This window comes from Micromonospora sp. NPDC049580, assembly GCF_040675595.1.
Lineage (GTDB): Bacteria > Actinomycetota > Actinomycetes > Mycobacteriales > Micromonosporaceae > Micromonospora.
In genome coordinates this window covers 19,358-37,782 of sequence record NZ_JBFAPG010000001.1, presented here as the reverse complement: position 1 = coordinate 37,782, position 18,425 = coordinate 19,358, and the positions used below count along the sequence as shown (strand labels likewise).

The following is an 18,425-nucleotide window of genomic DNA, read 5'->3' as shown; positions in this document are numbered from 1 at the left end:
GACGAGATGACGGTCCTTGGATCCCGCAGCGGCAGCCAGATCCTGCGTACCTTCCTGCCCAATCAGACGGTCGACCTGCGTGGCGACGTCTATCGGGTCGCGGAGTGGTCGGCGCCGAGCCCCATCCACGTCGATACCGATCTAGTCCGACGTCACCTGCTTCGCGAGGTGGGTGCGTGGGCGTTCCACGGCACGGACGGCGGAGTGGCCGACGACCTGATGCGAAACGCTCCTGTCGAGGTGGTCGAACTCGACGAGCGACGCGGCGTCACGGTCGAACGGTATCCGCAAGTGTGGCTCTGCCGGACGTGCAAGCGCATCGGACGGTCTCTCGATCGGCCGTGCAAGTGCGGGCAACGCAACAAGTGGGGCCAACTGCACTTCGTCGGCGTCCACGACTGTGGCGCGATCATTGAGCCATACATCAAGCGGTGCCCGACGCACGACGACGTCAAGGTCGTGATTCCCAAGAGCGCCAAGGCCGCGGACATCTCCTTCGTCTGCCCCGTCTGTGACACCCGGCTGATGCAGGGGCTCGGCTTCAACAAGCCCTGCGGATGCGGCCAGGGGTCCTTCCGTTGGAACGTGCACAAGGCCCGCATGGTCTACACGCCTCGCGGGATGGTGCTGATCAACCCGCCACGACCCGAGCACCGGGAGGGACTCAAGCTCGCCGGAGGTGCTCGCAAGGCGTTGGTCTGGGTGGTCGATGGGCTGACCGTGCCCCGGCCTGCCGACGTGATCTCCCCGCCGACCCTCGAAGAACTGATCGAGCAGCTCATGCACACCGGGCTTCCCCGGGAGATCGCGGAGGTCGCCGCGAAGAGCGCCGCCGATCAGGGGGGACTGGCGAAGGCCGGCGACCACCCGATCGACGGGCTCTCGGGCGAACGGCGCGAGGAAGCAGAGCGGGAAGCGGTCGACATCGCCATGGCGCTCGCGGAGAGCCGCACGCCGACGACGGCACTGCGCAGTGCGACGCCCGGTGACGCCCTGGACGTGCGTTACCGAGACCGCTACCCGGCGGCGCTCGGCCGGGCCGGGATCGACGGCCTGGACCTCGTCGACCGGTTCCCGGTGCTGAACGCGATGTACGGCTACACGCGGGGCGAGGACGACCCGTCGAAGTGTCGGCTGGTGCCCTTCCGGCGGAAGAAGGGCGGCTATCGGCTCTACGGCAACCTCGCCGAGACGGAGGCCTTCCTGGTCCGCCTGGACCCGGTACGGGTCGCCACCTGGCTGGTCGGGAGAGGGCACCGGTTGCCGGGATGGACCTCGGGAGACGGGGCGGTCGCGGCGCGAGTCGCGATCCTGCAGGAGGTGCAGGTGCCGTCCAAGCGTGACGACCCGTCGGTCGAGTCCGCCGGCACCGACCTGCTCAAGCTGGTGCACACCTACGCCCACAGGTTCATTCGGCAGGCCGCGGTCTTCTCTGGCATCGAACGGGACGCGTTGAGCGAGTACCTGGTACCCGGTCACCTCGGCTTCTTCGTCTACGCCGCCGCTCGCGGTGACTTCGTCCTCGGCGGCATGCAGGCGGTGTTCGAGTCGAACCTCGACGAGTTGCTCGACGCGTTCGTCGACGCAGAGCACCGCTGCCCGCTGGATCCGGGGTGTGCCCGTGGCAGTGGCGCGTGCAGCGCTTGCGTCCATCTTGGGGAGCCGTCGTGCCGGCTCTTCAACCGTTTCCTGGATCGAAAGGTGCTCTTCGGTACCAACGGATACCTGCGTACGCCGGTCAGGGCGTAGCAGGAGGCACCCGGCGCCGCCATTCGGCCTCCACTCGGTCGGCGGCGGCGTCGGTGGCCTCGTGCTCCCAGACGTGCAGCACCATCCAGCCCAGCTCGGCCAGGGCGGCGTCCTTCGCGTGGTCGCGGGCGACGTTGCGGTCGAGCTTCTGCTGCCACCAGTCCCGATTGTTGCGAGGCAGGGTGCCGTGTTCGGGGCAGCGGTGCCAGAAGCAACGGTCGACGAAGACCGCCACCTTCGCCCGGGTGAAGGCCAGGTCGGGGCGTCCGGGTAGGCCGGGATGGTTCACCCGGAAGCGAAGGCCGCGTCGATGAAGCTCGCGGCGTAGCGACAGCTCGGGCTTCGTCGAGGCACGCGGCATTCGCCGGAGCCGAGCGGAGGTCGCGGCGTCCAGAGGTCTCGGCAAGGTGGACTTTCGGTCCATCTCTTAAACCTATCCGGCGACATCACGAAAGATCATTCATAGTTACGCTCCGAGGGAAATGGTAGCTTCCCTCGCATTAGGTGCCCTTTTCGTGAAGAATGCAAAGATTGCCCCGTCCGAGCCCACGAAGGCCGACCTCAAGGGTGTATACGCTCCAGGCTCGGTCGTGGTGATCCGCGACGAGGAGTGGCTGGTGCGGGCGACCGAGGAAACCACCGACGGCACCTTGCTCCACGTCCAGGGCCTCGGCGAGTTGGTCCGCGACACCACCGCCTCGTTCTACGACAGCCTCGACGTGGTCACTCCTTTGGCGCCGTCGGCGGCCCGGGTCGTGGCCGACGGGAGCCCGCGTTATCGGACCGCCCGGCTGTGGCTGGAGTCGACGATCCGCAAGACCGCCGTGCCACTTGGGGAAACTTCGCTCTCGGTGGCGACTCGCGGACTCGCCGACGTGCTCAGCTACCAGCAGGCTGCGGTCCGTAAGGCCCTGGACCGCCAGAACCTGCGCCCACGGATCCTGCTCGCCGATGCGGTCGGCCTCGGCAAGACCCTGGAGATCGGCATGATCCTCGCGGAACTCGTCCGACGGGGCCGTGGCGATCGGATCCTGATCGTGACGCCGCGCCACGTGCTCGAGCAGATGCAGCACGAGCTGTGGACCCGGTTCGCGCTGCCGTTCGTCCGCCTCGACTCGGCTGGCATCCAGCGGGTGCGGCAGAAGCTTCCGGCCACCCGCAATCCGTTTACCTACTACAAGCGCGTCATCATCTCGATCGACACCCTGAAGTCCGACCGGTACGTCGCGAGCTTGCGGAAGCATCGCTGGGACGCAGTCGTCATCGACGAGTCGCACAACCTGGCGAACGCCACGACGCTGAACAACCGGCTGGCGCGGCTGCTGGCGCGTAACAGCGAGGCGCTCGTCCTCGCGTCGGCGACCCCGCACAACGGCCGAGCAGAGTCGTTCGCCGAGCTGATCCGACTGCTGGACCCGTCAGCCGTCAGGCCGGACGGAGAGCTCGTCCCGGACGAGGTGCGGCGGCTGGTGGTGCGGCGGCATCGGCACAGCCCAGAGGTCGCGCAGGTCGTCGGCGCCGACTGGGCGGAGCGGCAGGAGCCGAACAACGTCCTGGTGCCGGCGACGCCAGCGGAGAACGCCGTGGCCGAGGAACTGGAGTCGACGTGGCTCTGGCCCGGCAAGGGCGGCAGCCCCTATTCCGGTAAGAACGCCTCACTCTTCCCGTGGACCCTCGCAAAGGCCTTCCTCTCCTCGCCGGCGGCGCTGAAGGAGACGATCGACGCACGGCTGGACCGGCTTCGCAAGGACGAAAAGGGAGACCCGGAGCGGCAGGCGCGCGAGTGCGAGGCGCTGGAACGACTGGCCGCGCTCAACGAGAAGACGCTGAGGCAGCCCTCTGCGAAGTACACCCGACTGGTGGCGCACCTGAAGGAGTGCGGGGTCGGCCGGGGCTCTCCCGCCCGCGTGGTCGTGTTCGCCGAGCGCCTGGCGACCCTGAGCTGGCTGCACCAGAACCTGCCAAAGGACCTCGGCCTGCCCGCCGAGGCGGTGCAGATGGTACGCGGTGGGGAAGACGACGAGCAGCAGCGCATCGTCGAGGAGTTCAAGCAGGAGCAGGCGCCGGTACGCGTTCTCGTCGCTGGTGACGTGGCGTCCGAGGGCGTCAACCTGCACGCGCAGTGTCACGAGCTGGTTCACTACGACATTCCCTGGAGTCTGATCCGGATCGAGCAGCGCAACGGCCGTATCGACCGGTACGGGCAGAAGCACCCGCCGCGGGTGACGGCCCTGCTGCTGGACCCTGCGAGTCGGCGCTTCGCCGGCGACGTGCGGATCCTCGCGAAGCTGGTGGAGAAGGAGGACGAAGCCCACACCGCGCTAGGCGACGCTGCCTCGCTGATGGGCTGCTACGACGTCAAGGGCGAGGAGGACCAGATCCGCGACGTCCTCGCCGGCAACAAGCAACTCGACGACGTGGTGCGTCCAGTAGCAGCGGTGGCGGCCGGCAACGATCTGGCGGCGATGTTCGCCCAGATGTTCGAGGGGCCGAGCGAGCAGCCCGCCGCCCAGCCGGCTGAGGACCAATCGGAAGCCGAACTCGACCTCGACTCGGGCCTCTACGCCGACGACGTCTCCTACCTGGAGGACGCGTTGCGGGAGGCGTTCATCGACCCGACGGCGCAGCCGAGCCGCGGTGGTGTCGGCTGGCGTCGAGACGAGGCCTTCGGCACGGTGGAGCTGAGCCCGCCGCCGGACCTGGCACAGCGCCTGGAGGTGCTGCCGCAGGCGTATCTCGCCGAGCGCAAGGTGACCGAGCGGCTGGTGCTCGCCACGACCCAGGCACGCGGCAAGGACCGACTGGCTGCCGCACGCCGGGAAGACAAGATCTCCTGGCCGGACGCCCACTACCTGAGCCCGTTGCACCCCGTGCTGGACTGGGCAGCCGACCGGGCACTGGCAGCGCTGGGCCGGAACGAGGTGTTCGCCGTACGCGGCACCGTCGAGGCTCCGACCGTGCTGCTGTTGGGCACGCTCACCAACCGGCGTGGCCAGGTCGTCTCCACCGCCTGGTTGACAGCGGAGTTTCCGACGCCGACCGATCCGTCCTTTGCGCCGATCTCTCCCCACGAATCGGCTCGGGCGGCCCTCCGGGCCCTCGGCTGGGACATCGCACGTAACAACCCCGCGCCTGTCACCGACGTCGAGGCACTGAGCAAGCTGGTGGCTCCCGCGGTCCACCAGGCACAGAGCCATCTGCTCAACGTGTTCGAGGCGGCCGAGCGGGACGCGGCACAGCGGGTCGAGGAGTGGACAGGGCGTCTGAACGACTGGGAAGCAGAGGCCGACGTGCTCGTCCAGCGCAGCGACCTCAAGCAGCGCAGGACGAGCGTGGAACAGGAGAAGGCCCTGGTGCAGGCGATGGCACCCGACCGGCAGCTCGTACGGCCGCTGCTAATGGTCGTGCCCGACATGGAAGGTGGCAAGCGGTGAGCGGGTCTGACGCGATCATCGTCGGTGAGGGTTGGATCTCGGAGCACTACTTCACCACCGAGGCGAAGGGCGAGTCGTTCCGCGCGGAGGTCAAGAAGCACCGGGACGAGTGGGACGCCGAGGCGAAGGCGGGCCGGAAGACGCCGCGGTCGCGGTTCGTCGACGCGCGCCAGAAGCTCGAGGCCGAGCTCGCGAAGCTAGCCGAACTGCTCGACCCGAGCGAGCGCAGTGAGGTACGCGAGGGCCGCGACACCGACGGCCGCAGCCCCGACGTGGTGGCGGCAGGAGTGCACCGACAGCTGCTCGACGTGCTGGAGTTGCGGGGACACGGCCTCGTCCTCGACCAGGAGGGGCCGCTGTGGCGGGTGTCGTCACCCGGAATCACCGATCGCGCGCCGCTGGTCGTGGTTTCCGCACGACCGGTCATCACCGTCGAGGAACTGCTGGTTCGCGACGCAGTGACGCTGCCTGAGTCGGTAAGGCTCACCGACGACGGGGACGAGCTGAAGTCCGCGGCCCGCTTGGTGTCGGCGCTCTTCGTCGCCGACGACGCTCCGGACCTGATCCTCGTGCTCGCCGGCCGATGGGCGCTGCTCGCCGAGCGGGAGCGCTGGGCCGAGGGGCGCTACCTCGCAGTCGACGTGCAGCTCGTCTGCGAGCGCAACGATGGAAAGAAGGGTGGTGAGATCGACCGTGCCCTGACGTGCCTCTGCGCGCAGTCGATTGCGCCGGACGCAGACGGCAAGCTGTGGTGGCACAGCATCCTCGAAGCCTCTGTCAAGCACACCGTCGGCGTCTCGAAGGACCTGCGCGACGGTGTCCGCCTGTCCATCGAGATCATCGCCAATGAGGTCGTCAAGCGCCGACGTGACCAGGGGCTCGACCCGCTTCCGGCAGATGAGGCCCAGCCGCTGGCGAAGCAGTCACTGCGTTTCCTCTACCGGGTCCTGTTCCTCCTGTATGCCGAGGCGTCGCCCGAGCTGGGTGTGCTGCCGGTGGGTGCGCCGGAGTACGACCAGGGCTACAGCCTGGACCGGTTGCGAGAGCTGGCGCAAGTCGAGCTGGCCACCCCACGCGCCCAGAAGGGCACCCACCTCTACGACTCCCTCGGCATGCTGTTCCGATTGGTCGACTCCGGCCACCCTCCGGACGAGACTGTCGTAGAGGACAAAGGCAACGAGGGACCCGCGATCGCGCAAGGCTTGAAGTTCAACCCGCTGCGCGCCGACCTGTTCCGGCCGGAGGCGACCACACACATCGACGCCGTCGGGCTAGGTAACCAGGCGATGCAGAAGGTCCTCACCCACCTGTTGCTCAGCAAGGAGGCGCGGGGCAAGGACCGGGGCTTCATCTCGTACGCGGAGCTGGGCATCAACCAGCTCGGCGCGGTCTACGAGGGTCTGATGTCGTACACCGGGTTCTTCGCCGAGACCGATCTTTACGAAGTCGCCAAGAACGGCGACGCGTCGAAGGGCTCGTGGGTGGTGCCCGCCGAGCGGGCCGAGGGGATCTCGCCGGCCGACTTCGTAAAGACCGTGCATCCCGTGACCGGTGAGCTGCAGCCGGTGGTGCACGAGCAGGGCGCTTTCGTGTTCCGCCTCGCCGGACGAGAGCGCCAGCAATCGGCGTCGTACTACACCCCGGAGGTGCTGACCCGCTTCACCGTCGGGCAGGCGCTGGAGGAGCTGCTCGACCAGGACGGGCAGCAGAACAGCGCCGCCGAGATCCTGGAGATGACCGTCTGCGAGCCTGCCCTCGGGTCGGGCGCGTTCGCCATCGAGGCGGTGCGGCAGCTCGCCGAGGAATATCTCAAGCGTCGTCAGGTCGAGCTGCGCGAGCGGATCGACCCTGACGCCTACCCGCGCGAACTGCAGAAGGCCAAGGCCTACATCGCGCTGCACAACGTGTACGGGGTCGACCTCAACGCCACGGCCGTCGAACTGGCCGAGATCTCGCTCTGGCTCGACACCATGATCGAGGAACTGTCGGCACCGTGGTTCGGGCTGCACCTGCGACGCGGCAACTCGCTGGTTGGCGCGCGGCGGGCCGTGTACCGGCGCAGCCAGGTGAGCGACAAGTCGTGGCTGGGTGAGATACCGCGCGAGCTGCCGCTCACCGCACTGGCCGAGGACGTCGAGGCGGGTCGGGTCGCCAGCGACGGCGTCCACCACTTCCTGCTCCCCGCCGAAGGATGGGGCGCCGCCGCCGACGCCAAGGAGGCCGCCGCAATCGCGCCGGACGCGGCCAAACGCCTGAAGGACTGGCGGCGTGGTGTAAAGGCGAAACCGACCAGGCAGCAGGTCGAGGCACTGGTCGAGCTGGCGCACCGGGTCGAGGTGCTGTGGCAGATCACCTACCGCCGCCTACAGATCGCCGAGCAGGAAATCCGCCGTGCCATCCCCGTGTGGGGGAAGGACGATCTTTCCGCTGGCGGAGCCGTGCAACGTGAGCAGATCGAAACTGTACTGGCCGACGCCAACGGGGCCTACCAGCGACTACGTCGGGTCATGGACGCCTGGACGGCCCTCTGGTTCTGGCCACTCACCGACGAGCCGACCACGGTCGACGGGGTACGGGTCGAGCCGCCCAGCTGGGCGCAGTGGATCGCCGGACTGCGGGCACTCCTCGGCCGCGCCCACGACCTGCGCCCGGAAAGGACCAAGGTCAAGGCGGCGACCGGCCAGCTCAGTGCCGCGACGGATTGGGAGGAGCTGAGCCAGGCTGAGCAGATCGACCTAGGGTTTGCACACGCCAAACCGGTTGCCGAGGTGCTGCGCGACCACCCGTGGCTCGTGGTGTGCGAGCGGGTCGCGGAGCAACACGGGTTCTTCCATTGGCACCTGGACTTCGTCACGGTGTTCGCCAGAGGCGGCTTCGACCTCCAGGTCGGTAACCCACCGTGGGTCCGCCCACGGTCCGACGTGGCCGCGCTGCTAGCCGAGGGTGATCCGTGGTGGGAACTCGAGATAAGGCCGACACAGGCCGAGATAAGGGTCCGGCGGGAGGCCACACTCGCCCTACCTCGGATTCGAGGCCTTGTTGTCGATGGCGCAACGGACATTGCCTGCCTAAACGAGTTCGTGGGATCGGCGGCCCAATATCCACACCTTCAAGGGCTTCAGCCCGACCTCTACCGCTGCTTCATGGAACAGGCCTGGCGCAATGTTTCGAGACAGGGGACAGTAGGCTTCATCCATCCCGAGTCTCATTTCACAGACGAGAAAGCCGGCATCCTCCGCGAAGCGACTTACCGGCGGCTGCGACGGCACTGGCAATTCTCGAACGATCTCAAGCTTTTCGAGATTGACAATCACGTGACCTATGGCGTTCACGTTTACGGGCGGCAGAATAAAGCTGCCCGCTTCCTCATGGCCACATCGCTTTATCATCCGGACACTGCTGTTCGATCGCTTGACCACGACGGCTCTGGCCCAGAGCCGGGCCTAAAGGATCCGGAAGGCAACTGGGATCTGCGCCCCCACCGCAATCGAATCACTACCGTTACCGACGAGACGTTGGCGACATGGCACGTGGTACTCGAGTCGCCCAATTCGCCCGTCTCTCAGACGCGAATGGTGTATGCCGTCAACCGCTCTATCGCGTCGGTCCTCGACAAGCTTTCGCACCGGCCGCGGATCGGGGAACTGGACCTCGAGTTTTCGCCGGGGTGGCGCGAAAAAGACGACCGGATCAAGGGTTACTACGATTCAGAATGGGGTCCTGCTGCTTGTTGGAGTGAGGTCATTCTTCAAGGACCACACCTTTTCGTCTCCACGCCCATGTACAAGTCACCAAACAAGACTATGAACAGCAACAAGGACTGGTCTGCCACAGACTTTGAAACCCTACCGATAGACGCTATCCCCGTAACTGTATATAAGCCGCGAGGTGACCTGCGCCGATACGACCGGGCCTACGTGCATTGGAGCAACGGCGAGCAATCAGCTCGCGACTTCTACCGTGTCGCTTGGCGGCGTATGGCAGCGAACACCGGCGAAAGAACTTTGATGCCCGCCATCATTCCGCCCGGGGTGGCCCACGTGGACGGCGTTTTCAGCGCTGGCATCCCCCGCGGATCCGCGAACCAGCTTTTAGTATTGCAAGCGGTCCTTGGGTCACTGCTGAGCGACTTCATCACACGGGCGGTTCCGAAGGGCGATATCCGTTCCTCGTCAGTTTCACGGCTACCGTGGGTGGACATGGGTCAACCACTCCTTGGCAGCCTAATCCTTCGGGCTCTTCGGCTGAACTGTGTGACCGCGGCCTACGCCGCGCTTTGGCGCGACTGCTACTTGCCCTCCTTCCGGTGCGAGACCTGGGCAGGGGGATTGGAGCATGCCCGTCGCGCTCCACTCAGCGGCATCGGCACCGACTGGACTGGCAACAGCCCGCTACGTATAGCTGCCGACCGACGCCAGGCGCTCGTGGAGATCGACGCGCTCGTTGCGCTCATGCTCGGGTTGACCGCCGACGAGCTGTGCACGATCTACCGCACTCAGTTCGCCGTCCTCCACGGCTACGACCGCAACGTCTACCGCTACGACGTCAACGGCCGGTTGGTACCCAACTCCGTGTTGAGCATGTGGCGGAAGAAGGGAAGCCGGATCACTGAGGAGGAGCGGACCGCGACCAACCAGGTGGGCAACACATACACCTACGAATTGCCGTTCGCGACGTTGGATCGGGAAGAGGACATGCGGCAGGCGTACGCCCACTTCGAGCGGCTGCTGACGGAGCGTTCGTGAGTGCCCTCCTCCCCACGCTCCAGGCGAGCAGTATCCGGCAGAGCCTCGTCGACTACCTGACCACGACGTTCGGCCTGACCGACGGAGACGCCCGCGACAGCCTGGACCGGTTCCTGTCGGATCCCGAGTCTGGCATGTTCAAGGGTCCGTACGTCCGGCTGCGCCTGCCGTTCCGTCCCGCCGACGAGGGCTGGCGGGACACGCTGGAGTGGTACGAGGGCTTCCCGCCCTACGGCCACCAGGCGGCGGCGTTCGCCCGGCTCGCTTCGTCGGCGGGCGGTCAGCCGCGCCGGCCGCTGCCGACGCTGGTCACCACCGGCACCGGCTCGGGTAAGACCGAGGCGTTCCTCTACCCGATCCTCGACCACGTGCTGCGCGCCCGCCGCCAGGGCGTGTCGGGAACGAAGGCGCTGATCCTCTATCCGATGAACGCGCTCGCCAACGACCAGGCGGCGCGGCTGACGAAGCTGCTCACCACGCACGCGGAGCTAGCCGAGGTCACCGCTGCCCTCTACACCGGGCAGTCCGGTCCGACCCGCACCGCCGTGACGCCCGACGGACTCATCACCGACCGGGGAATCATCCGGGACACCGCGCCGGACATCCTGCTGACCAATTACAAGATGCTCGACCAGCTGCTGCTGCGTGCTGAGGACCAGGAGCTGTGGCGGCAGTCGGCGACGAGCCTGCGTTATCTCGTACTCGACGAGTTCCACACCTACGACGGCGCGCAAGGCACCGACGTGGCGATGCTGCTGCGCCGTCTCGGACTGGCGCTCAAGAGCCACTGGAACGACGACGACCCGCAGATTGACGAGGCCGCCCGCAACCGCCCGCTCGGTCTGATCACGCCGGTGGCGACGTCGGCGACGCTCGGCGACAAGGGCGACCCAGCGGTGATGCTCGACTTCGCTCGCACCGTGTTCGGGGAGGGGTTCGACACCGACGCGGTCGTCACCGAGACGCGGCTCGGCCTCGACGAATGGACAAGTGACGCCGGCGAGGCCGTGGCCGCGGCCGGCTTCACCCCCGCCGACATCGGCGCGCTCGACGTTGCCGCCGCAGTCGAGGCCGTCACGGCGCTCGGCCACAACCCGACCGGAGAAGAGGTCACCCCCACCGTCCTCGGTCTCCTCTACGGCGTAGAGCCGGACCGGTTCGCCGACGCAACCCCGGAGCTGCTCTTGGCGCTCTGTCGCGCGCATCCCCTCGTCCGGGACCTCGTCCGGGAGGCGGAACATGCCGTCGAGCTCGGCACTCTGATGGCACGCGGGCTCGGACATGTCAACGGCAACACCGCTCGGGCCGAAACTCTACTGTCGTACCTGCTCGCCATGCTCGGTCACGTCCGGGCCGTCGTCGGCCGTGACGCTCTCTCCGTGGACGTCCACCTCTGGGTGCGCGAACTCACCCGCATCGACCGCGCCGCCGCTGCGACCACCCGCTTCCGGTGGAGCGACGACGGACCGCCGGTTGCCGGCACCGACGCCGAGGAGTCACGGCCGTCGTTCCCTGCGATCTACTGCCGGCACTGCGGTCGCTCTGGCTGGGGGATCGGTCTCGCCCCCGTAGGCCACAGCCTCGCGGCTGAGGACGACGGTATCCGTCGTAACCATGCGTCCAGGGAAGGGCGCTTCCGGCCGCTGCTGTACGCCCCCGCCGAAGCCGCCGTCCACATCGACGAGGGCAAGAAGGTCGAGGGACTGGTCTGGTTCTCCGTACGAAACCGGGAACTCCTCGGCGACGTAGCTGAGGACGACCGGGACCTCCGGGACGGTTGGGTGCTGCCGGTACTCACCAACCTCGGGGAAGACGCGGACGAGCAGAGCCGCAAGGACACCTGTCCGTCCTGTGGGCAGGAGGACGGCATCCGGTTCCTGGGCAGCGCCGTCGCCACCCTGCTGTCGGTGTCGCTCTCGACCTTGTTCGGCTCGCCGGCTATCGACGCCAGCGAGAAGAAGGCCTTGGTCTTCACCGACTCCGTGCAGGACGCCGCCCACCGGGCCGGCTTCGTGCAAGCCCGCTCCCACACCTTCACCCTGCGCTCGGTGCTTCGCGAAGCAGTGGCGGAGGGTGCTCTCACGCTCGACGCGCTCGTGAACGAGGTGATCCAGCAGGCGGGCGACGACATTTTCACCCGCTACCGCATCATCGCCCCCGACTGTGCCGACCGCGAGTCGTTCACGCCCTTCTGGCAGGCGAAGACCCTGCGGTCCGTGCCCCCGGAGGTGCGGGCGCGAGTCCGTAAGCGCATCGCCCTCGATGCCGCACTGGAGTTCGGGCTCAACTCGCATCTCGGTCGCACCCTCGAACTCACCGGTTCCGTCGCGGTCGAGGTCGAGGCAGGTAAGGCGGCGCGGATGGCCCGGATCGCCCGCGCCGCCCTACAGGCCGTGTCCTGGCAGGACAAGCTCGGCTCCGAAGGCCTCGACGATGCCGCGCTGGTGCAGTGGGTCCGTGGCGTGTTGGAACGGATGCGGGCCCAAGGCGCCATCGATCACCCGTGGTTCACCCGGTACCGGATGGAAGACGGGCGCCGCTGGTCGATCTGGATCGGACGCCCCCGTAGCGACGGCATGCCGGCGTTTCCCCACGGCCGCCCCGCCCCGGCGTACCCGAAGGTGGGGGGTTCCAACGAACCGGTCCGCGGCGGAGGGCTGGACCCGGTCACCTCGCCGAAGTCCTGGTACGCCCGCTGGACCTCCCGGGTGCTCGACGTCTCGCCGCCAGACGGTGGACGCCTCGCCCGCGGCTTGCTCGACCGGCTCGCCCGGGAAGGCCTGCTCACCACCACGACGAGTGACTCCGGTGCGACCGTCTACGCGATTCCGCCATCAGGGGTCGTCGTCGCTCCCACCAGCAAGGACGACCTTGACGAAGGGCGTCATCTCCTCGTCTGCGGCACCTGCCGTGCCGCTACGCCGGGTGCGGCCGCCACTGTCGAACAGCTCCTCGGCGCACCCTGTCTCAACGTCCGCTGCGGCGGTCACCTCGAGACCAGCAGGGTGCCCGACAACTTCTACCGGCGTCTCTATGCCTCCCCGGACATGCGCCGGATCGTCGCGCGCGAGCACACGAGTCTCCTCGACGACGAGACCCGGCTGCAGTACGAGGACGGCTTCAGGGACGCCGCCACCAGCCCGCAGGCACCCAACGTGCTCGTTGCCACGCCCACCCTGGAGATGGGCATCGACATCGGCGACCTGTCGGCGGTCTTCCTCGCCTCGCTGCCCCGCACCGTCGCCTCCTACCTTCAGCGCGTCGGGCGTGCCGGGCGTCTCTCCGGCAACGCGCTCAACCTCGCCTTCGTCGCCGGCCGCGGCGAGCACCTTCCCAAGCTCGGCGACCCCCTTTCCGTCGTCGACGGCGAGGTACGGCCACCCGCCACGTACCTGGCGGCAGAGGAGATCCTGCGCCGGCAGTACACGGCCTACCTGGTGGACGGCTTCGCTCGGAACCCCAGGCGGCGAACCCCACAGTCGGCGGTCGGCGCCATCAAATCGAGTGCGCCGGGCACCTTCCTCGGCGACCTGGTGCTGCACGCCGAGCAGACCGTGGACCAGAACCTACCCCGGTTCCTCGCCACCTTCGGCGAGCTGCCGGAGGAGGTCGCGGCCGGGCTGCGCGACTGGCTACGTCCCGTCAACGGCCCGCGGACCAGTGGTTTCGCCGACCACGTTCGGGTGGCCAGTCGACGCTGGCAGGACACCGTCGAGACGCTGACGCGTCGGCAGAAGGACATCGACACACTTCTGCCCGAGCTTGAGGCACGCTTCCAGTCACCGGCCAAGACCGACGACGACGAGCAGGCCCTGCGGTCTGCCAAGGCCACCCGGAAGCTCACCGCCGGCCAGCTCGCCCACCTGCGGAGCGTCTACTGGATCAGCGTCCTGGAAGAGTATGGGCTGTTGCCCAACTACACCCTCCTCGACGACACCGTCACCCTCGACGTCGGGTTGTCCTGGACCGATCCCGACAGCGGCACCCACGAGTACGGCAGCGCCCGTTTCGAGCGGGGCTCCGCGCAGGCCCTCGTCGAGTTCGCCCCTGGTGCGACCTTCTACGCCCGTGGCTGGGAGATCGAAATCGACGCGGTCGACCTTGGCCTCGACGGTGCCTCCATCCGCACCTGGGCCTTCTGCCCCGACTGCGGATACGCGGTCGACGTCGCGGAGTCCGGCCGAGAGCTGCCGGTCTCGTCGTGCCCGCGCTGCGGCAGCACCGGAATCGGTGACACTGGTCAGCGCCTGGACGTGGTGGAGCTGACCCGCGTGTCGGCGGAAGTGCGGCGCGACGAGGTGGCGATCTCCGACCGCAAGGACGAGCGAGGAAGGGTCGCCTTCCAGATCGTCCCGACCGCCGACGTCGATCCCGCCAACGTCACCCGTCGATGGTTCGCCGAGAGCACCGGCCTCGGCTGCACCTACCTGCGAACCGTCGACCTGCGATGGCTCAACATGGGCCCGTCCGGCCACGGAACGACCCGCACCATCGCTGGCGCCGAACGTCAGGGCACGCTCTTCCGGGTCTGCGCCGGCTGCGGCAAGAAGGACACCGAGTCCGGGCGAAACCGGCCCCACGAGCACCGGCCCTGGTGCCCGTACCGGAAGTCGCCGAAGGAGACGACCAAGACCGTCGCGCTGTCCCGGACGCTGCGCACCCAGGGCCTGTTGATCCGGCTGCCGCAGGTGGTCAGCCTCGGTGACGACTTTGCCCTGCCCAGCCTCTCCGCTGCACTCCTGCTCGGCCTGCGGGAGCAGATGGGGGGCCACCCCGACCACATCCGCGTCGAACACGTCGTCGATCCGACGCTCTCGGACGGCACCGACAACCACGAAGCGCTTCTGCTGCACGACGTGGTGCCCGGCGGCACCGGCTACCTCGCCGAGACCGCCGACCCGGCACGCCTGCGCGACCTGCTGGTCCTCGCGTGGAACCGGGTCCGTGACTGCGAATGCCGGCACGAGGAGCGGCTCGCCTGCCATCGATGCCTGCTACCCTTCACTGCTCCGGGCGCCGTCCGGCGGGTCTCGCGGGCGTCGGCAGAGCGGCACCTGCGTACCCTCCTCGGCTTGGCTCCCGACGCGGAGACCGCCGAAGGAACGACCTGGACGGTGACCGAGGTGCCACCCCACGAGGAGCCCGAATCGCACCTGGAGCGCGCGTTCCATCGGCTGATCGTCGGTCGGCTGCGGAGGAACGGTGCGGCGGTCACGGAGGTGCCCGGACCGAGCGGAAACATCGTGCGCTTCACCCTGCCCGGCGCACACCGCCAGTGGACGCTCACCCCGCAGGTCAACGTCGCAGGCTCCCGGCCCGACTTCCTGCTCGAGACGAACGACATGAACGTGCCCGAGGTCGCCATCTTCACCGACGGCCGGGCCTACCACGCGAGTGCGGCGGTCAACCGGCTCGCAGACGACGCCCGGAAACGCGCGGACCTGCGGGACGAAGGGCTGATCGTCCTCGGCGTCACCATGCAGGACGTCGCCGTCGAGGACGGCAGCGGGTCCGCCCCGGACTGGTACAACCCTGGACTGGCCGGCAACCTGATGAACATCCCGCAGCTCCAGGCGCCGCCCGAGGCCTACAAGTCGCTCGGGAGGGGTCCCGTCGACTGGCTCATCGACTGGGTCGTCGATCCGAACCCGTCCGCGGTCCGGGCCGTGGCCCGAGCCGTACCCATGTTCGTCTCCAGCAAGGCACAGCCCGTCCAGGTCCCCAAGACGGTGGCGCTGGAGGAGGTCGGCCGGGCGGTCCTGGTCGACGAACACCTGCCGGCCGGTGACCGGCGTCTGTTCGTCCACCGCGCGGGCGCGCTCGCTGTCGTGGTCGAGATGTCGTCGACCATGGTCGTGCACGTCGCCGCCGTCCTCGACGACCGTGACGAGGTCCTCGACGACGCCCACGCGAAGGCGTGGCGGGCGTGGCTCCGCTTCTCCAACGCCCTCGCGCTGCGCGATTGGCCGACCGTCGTGACGACGACGAGCCTGGTTGCTGGACCGTCGGGCAGCACCTCCGTCGCAGACCCTGTCGGACCTGGCCGTCCATTGGGTGCGTGGGCGGACGTCTACGACGCAGCCGCCCCCGGCGACGAGCGCAACCTCGTCGCCGCCCTCGCCGCCCAGGACGGCCTCGCTCCACCCGTGGTCGGTGCCGAAGGCCCCGACGGCATCCCGCTCGACCTCTCCTGGCCCGACCAACGGGTCGCGGTTGCGTTCCCACACATGCCACGCCAAGATCGAGTCGATCTTGCCGCTGCGGGTTGGCGCGTCCTCGATCCCTCGCCCGACCGCGTGGCCGCCACCTTGGCCGGCGCCGCCCCTGAGAAGCACGGAGACGGCTGATGCCGACGATCATCATGGGCAAGCTCGCCAGCAAGATCGATGGCTCGATCCGCGGCAAGGCGATGACCTTCCTGCAGAAGCTCGGCGCCGACGACACGACGCCGGGCCTGCACGTCGAACCGATCAACGACTGCGTCGACCCGCGGGTGCGCACCGGTCGCGTCGACGACTTCTGGCGAGCGGTCATGTTCCGGCTCGATGGAGACGGCGAGACCCACTACGTCATCCACGGCATCTGGGCGCACGACGACGCGATCGCCGTCGCCCGACGTGTACGGCTCAAGGTCAACCCCATCAACGGCCTACCGCAGATCGACGAGATCGCCTTGCCGACGGCGGCCTTGCCCGCCGCCCCGCCGGCGGCGGAACAGCCGGCGAAGCCGCTCTTCGTTCGCCTGGGGCACGATCCCGTCGATCTCGTCGAGACCCTTGGCCTACCCGACGACATCGTCGATCGGGCGATGGCCGCCGCCGACGAGGACGCCGTGCTCGATCTCGCTCAACGTCACGAAGGGTGGATCGGCACCATCCTCGTCGACCTCGCCGCCGGCGATACGGTCGACTCGATCGTCGCCCGCATGCAGCTCGAGAAGACCCCGTCGTCCGGAGACGCCGACGCCGATGTCCTCCAGTCCCTAAGACGACCCGCCGCTGCGCTGCAGTACGCGTTCATCGACGACCAAGACGAGCTTCGCAGGGTCATCGAAGGGGGCGACTTCAGTGCGTGGCGCATCTTCCTGCACCCCGAGCAGCGTCGCTACGTAGACCGCAGCTACAAGGGCCCCTTCCGTCTCGCCGGCGGGGCCGGCACCGGCAAGACGGTGGTGCTCATCCACCGCGCCCGCGCTCTCGCCCAGCGCAACCCAGATGCACGCATCGTCCTGACGACCTTCACCACGAACCTCGCCGAAGCTCTCGGCGACGGTCTCACCGAGCTCGACCCGCGCGTGCGGCAAGCCAAGGCGCTCGGCCAGCCCGGTGTCCACGTCGCCGGCGTCGACGCCCTTGCCGCCGCGGTGCTCCGCGGGGCCGGCAGCAGCCTCACCGAGGCCGTTCGCAAAGTGCTCGGCGAGGAACGCTCCGCCCCGCTGGCTCGCACGGTTGGGACGCGGTGGCGTGAGGTTGTCGAGTCGACCGGCACCACCCTGCCGCACGAGCTGGCCAACGAGACCTTCCTGTCCACCGAGTACGCCCACGTCGTGCTGCCGAACAAGATTCACGACGAGGCCGGCTACCTCCGGGTACGCCGCCCCGGGCGCAGCGTCGCCCTCGACCGCGCAAAGCGGTCGGCCGTGTGGGCGTTGATCTCCGCGTATCGGTCCCAGAGCCGCACCGACGGAAGCCTCGACTTCACCGAGGCCGCTGCCGTCGCTGCCACCCACTTGGCGCAGCAGGGCGACCACCCCGCCGATCATGTGCTCGTCGACGAGGGGCAAGACCTCTCTCCCGCCCACTGGCTGTTCCTGCGTGCCCTCGTCGGGGAACACGCCGACGACCTGTTCATCGCCGAGGATTCCCACCAGCGCATCTACGGCACACGGGTCGTCCTCGGTCGATACGGCGTCGCCATCGTCGGTCGGTCCCAGCGGCTCACGCTGAACTACCGCACCACCGCGCAGAACCTGCACTACGCGATGAGCATCCTCGACGGCGGCCAGTACGTCGACCTCGAGGAAGAAGGCGAGACGACGGGCTACCGTTCCGCTCGCACCGGGCCGGCACCCGCCATCGAGTCGGTCGACTCACTCACCGGCGAGCTGCGGGCCATCGTCGACCACGTCCGCGCCTGGCTCGACGACGGAGACACCCCCGAGACCGTAGCGGTCCTGGTGCCGGACCGGTTCCACCGAGACCGCGTGGTCACCGCCCTCACCGACGCGGACGTCCCGGCCCGCGCCGTCGATCGTGAACGGCCGCAAGCCGAGAGAGTGCCGGTCATGACCATGCATCGGGCGAAGGGCACGGAGTTCTCCAAGGTCGTCCTCGTGACTGGCAACCCGTCGCCCGCCGAATTGGCACGCATCGAGTCGTTGGACCCGTCTGAACGGGCGGATGCGCAATTGCGGGCCCGATCCCTGAGGTACGTGGCAGCTACCCGAGCCCGAGACCGACTGGTGGTGGTGACCCGAGGCTGAGCGGAGGTCCGGGAG

Annotated in this window: 6 protein-coding genes; 5 read left to right on the top strand and 1 reads right to left on the bottom strand. The window is 68.3% G+C overall.

Features of this window, described 5'->3' with window-relative positions; genetic code table 11:
- The first annotated feature begins 6 nt into the window (after positions 1–6).
- The gene (locus AB0J68_RS00115; RefSeq protein WP_363935104.1) at positions 7–1,749 is read left to right on the top strand and encodes a hypothetical protein; all 1,743 of its coding nucleotides are present in this window, start codon (positions 7–9) and stop codon (positions 1,747–1,749) included.
- Here the strand turns inward: AB0J68_RS00115 and AB0J68_RS00110 are convergent.
- The gene (locus AB0J68_RS00110) at positions 1,739–2,173 is read right to left on the bottom strand and encodes a very short patch repair endonuclease (RefSeq protein ID WP_363935103.1); all 435 of its coding nucleotides are present in this window, start codon (positions 2,171–2,173) and stop codon (positions 1,739–1,741) included. The two genes, AB0J68_RS00115 and AB0J68_RS00110, sit on opposite strands and share 11 nt — an antisense overlap.
- A 91-nt stretch (positions 2,174–2,264) precedes the next feature.
- On the opposite strand from AB0J68_RS00110, the gene AB0J68_RS00105 reads away from it, so the two are divergent.
- From AB0J68_RS00105 to AB0J68_RS00090, 4 genes are read left to right on the top strand one after another with little or no spacing between them, the layout of a single operon-like run.
- A complete protein-coding gene (locus AB0J68_RS00105; RefSeq protein WP_363935101.1) occupies positions 2,265–5,183 on the top strand; it encodes an SNF2-related protein in 2,919 nt (972 codons plus the stop codon).
- The gene (locus AB0J68_RS00100) at positions 5,180–9,928 is read left to right on the top strand and encodes a DNA methyltransferase (RefSeq protein ID WP_363935100.1); all 4,749 of its coding nucleotides are present in this window, start codon (positions 5,180–5,182) and stop codon (positions 9,926–9,928) included. The genes AB0J68_RS00105 and AB0J68_RS00100 overlap by 4 nt, the downstream gene beginning before the upstream one ends.
- Complete coding sequence (locus AB0J68_RS00095; protein WP_363935098.1) at positions 9,925–16,275, top strand: DEAD/DEAH box helicase; 6,351 nt, start codon at positions 9,925–9,927, stop codon at positions 16,273–16,275. The genes AB0J68_RS00100 and AB0J68_RS00095 overlap by 4 nt, the downstream gene beginning before the upstream one ends.
- Positions 16,275–18,410, top strand: coding sequence for a UvrD-helicase domain-containing protein (locus AB0J68_RS00090; protein ID WP_363935097.1), 2,136 nt, complete (start codon positions 16,275–16,277; stop codon positions 18,408–18,410). The genes AB0J68_RS00095 and AB0J68_RS00090 overlap by 1 nt, the downstream gene beginning before the upstream one ends.
- Positions 18,411–18,425: the final 15 nt, after the last annotated feature.